Here is a 2,779-nt window from a genome sequence, read left to right as displayed (position 1 = left end):
AGCATGTGCTGGCCGTCGCCTATGACACGCCCGTCGTCGGCTGGCGGGCCAATCGCGTCAACACGCTGCGGCTCTGGTCGGGCATGCCGATCGATCCGATCCTGCTCGACAAATTCAATGCCGGCGACCACATCGGCGCGCTCGCCGAAAGCAACAAGGCCGATGCCTTGTCGCGCGTGCTCTATCCCGCCGATTCCCACAAGGCCGGGCAGGAACTGCGGCTTCGGCAGGAGTATTTCTTCTCTACCGCCTCGCTGCAGGACATCGTGCAGCGCCATCTGAGCCAATATGGCGACCTGAAGTCGCTGCCCGACAAGGCGGCGATCCATCTTAATGATACTCATCCGGCCATCGCTGTGGCGGAGTTGATGCGCCTGTTGATGGACGTCCACGGCATGGACTTCGACCAGGCCTGGGATATCACCCAGCGCACCTTCGGCTACACCAACCACACACTGCTGCCCGAGGCGCTGGAAAGCTGGCCGGTGCCGCTGTTCGAGCGGCTTTTGCCGCGCCACATGCAGATCGTCTATGCCATCAACGCTGAAGTGCTTCTGGAGGCGCGTGCTTCCAACCAGTTCTCGGACGAGCAGATTGGCCGCATCTCGCTGATCCAGGAAAATGGCGACCGTCGGGTGCGCATGGGCAATCTGGCCTTTGTCGGCTCGCATTCCATCAACGGCGTTTCGGCTCTTCACACCGACCTGATGAAGGAGACGGTGTTCGCCGATCTGCACAAGCTCTATCCCGATCGTATCAACAACAAGACCAACGGCATCACGCCGCGGCGCTGGTTGATCCAATGCAATCCCGGACTGACGTCGCTCGCCCGTGAGGCGATCGGCGACCGTTTTCTCGATGACATCGACGCCATTAAGGATCTCGACGGTTTCGCCGGCGACGCCGCCTTTCGCGACAAGTTCGCCGCCGTCAAGCGCGCCAATAAGGCGCGATTGGCCAACCTCGTCGCCGACCGGCTCGGCATCAAGGTCGATCCTTCGGCGCTTTTCGACATCCAGATCAAACGCATCCACGAATACAAGCGCCAGCTTCTGAACATTCTCGAGGCGATCGCCCTCTATGACCAGATCCGCTCGCACCCCGAGCGCGACTGGATGCCGCGCGTGAAATTCTTCGGCGGCAAGGCGGCGCCCAGCTACCACAATGCCAAGCTGATCATCAAACTCGCCAACGATGTCGCAAAAGTCATCAACCGCGATCCGGCCGTGCGCGGTCTGCTGAAGGTGGTGTTCGTGCCGAATTACAATGTCAGTCTGGCCGAGATCATGATGCCGGCGGCCGACCTTTCCGAGCAGATCTCGACTGCCGGCATGGAAGCGTCGGGCACCGGCAACATGAAGTTCGCGCTCAACGGCGCGCTGACCATCGGCACGCTCGACGGTGCCAATGTCGAGATCAAGGAATGCGTCGGCGACGACAACATCTTCATCTTCGGCCTGACCACCGCCGAGGTCGCCGAGCGGCGCAACAACGGTTACGATCCGCGCGCCGTCATCGAAGGATCATCTGAGCTCGCGCAAGCGGTCGCTGCCGTCTCGTCGGGCGTCTTTTCGCCGGACGATCCGGAGCGTTACCGCGACCTCGTCAACGGCCTCTACAACAGCGACTGGTTCATGGTCGCCGCCGATTTCGACGCCTATGCCACCGCCCAGCGCGAGGTCGATGCGGTCTGGCGCAACAGTCCCGACTGGTACGCCAGGGCAATCCGCAATGTGGCGCGTGTCGGCTGGTTCTCCTCCGATCGCACGATCCGCCAATATGCGAAAGAAATCTGGAACGTGCCTGCCTGATGTGATTGCATGAGGCCGCAAACAGTGTGGTCCCGGTGGTGTGACTTGAAAGTCGGATCACACCACTAGAAACAAACACTCGGTGCCTGGGGAGGGACACTGCCTGATGAAGAAGCCGCGCGCGACCGCTGCGACAAGCGGGCCGGACGGACTGGCGGCAGCCAGCGATGTTGCGGCGATTGTTGCCGGCACGCATGGCGATCCGTTTGCCATTCTCGGTGTCCAGGAGGCTGGGAAGGGTTTTGTGGCCCGCTGCTTTGTTCCGAATGCCGAATTCGTCACCGCTTATACGCTGACCGGCACCATCGCGGGTGAATTGTCCAGGCGCGACGATGGCGGCTTTTTCGAAGGCAAGCTCTCGATCAAGAAGCGGCAACCGCTTCGCTATCACGCGCGCAATGCCGGCGGCGACTGGTGGCTGACCGATCCCTATTCGTTCGGTCCGGTGCTCGGGCCGATGGACGACTACTACATCGCCGAGGGATCGCATCTCAGGCTGTTCGACAAGCTCGGCGCCCATGTCATCGAGCACGAAGGCGCCACGGGCGTGCATTTCGCCGTCTGGGCTCCCAATGCGCGGCGTGTCTCTGTGGTCGGCGATTTCAACGAATGGGACGGCCGCCGGCACTCGATGCGGGATCGCCGCGACACCGGCATCTGGGAGGTGTTCATTCCCGATATCGGTGCCGGCCGGCCCTACAAATACGAGATCATCGGCCCCGACGGCGTCAGGCTGCCGCTGAAGGCCGATCCGTTCGCCTTAAAGTCCGAACTGCGTCCGGCCACCGCTTCGGTCGTGGCTGTGCCGCCGGCGCATGAGTGGGGCGACGAGGCGCATCGCAATTTCTGGCGCAATGCCGATCACCGGCGCGAAGCCATTTCGATCTACGAGGTCCATGCCGGCTCCTGGCAGCTTCGCGACGACGGTACGTTCCTGTCATGGGACGAACTGGCCGACCGGCTGATCC

Annotated in this window: 1 protein-coding gene and 1 pseudogene; both read left to right on the top strand. The window is 62.1% G+C overall.

Features of this window, described 5'->3' with window-relative positions; translation table 11 throughout:
* A partial coding sequence (locus EN749_RS33745; RefSeq protein ID WP_128364798.1) for a glycogen/starch/alpha-glucan phosphorylase occupies window positions 1–1,811 on the top strand: 1,811 nt, incomplete at its 5' end.
* A gap of 106 nt (window positions 1,812–1,917) precedes the next feature.
* Window positions 1,918–2,779 (top strand): annotated as a pseudogene (locus EN749_RS33740) (1,4-alpha-glucan branching enzyme); the annotation flags it as partial.

The organism is Mesorhizobium sp. M7A.F.Ca.ET.027.02.1.1, assembly GCF_004022985.1.
Taxonomy (GTDB): domain Bacteria; phylum Pseudomonadota; class Alphaproteobacteria; order Rhizobiales; family Rhizobiaceae; genus Mesorhizobium.
The sequence above is the reverse complement of the archived record's forward strand: the minus strand, read 5'-3'. Positions and strand labels throughout refer to the sequence as shown.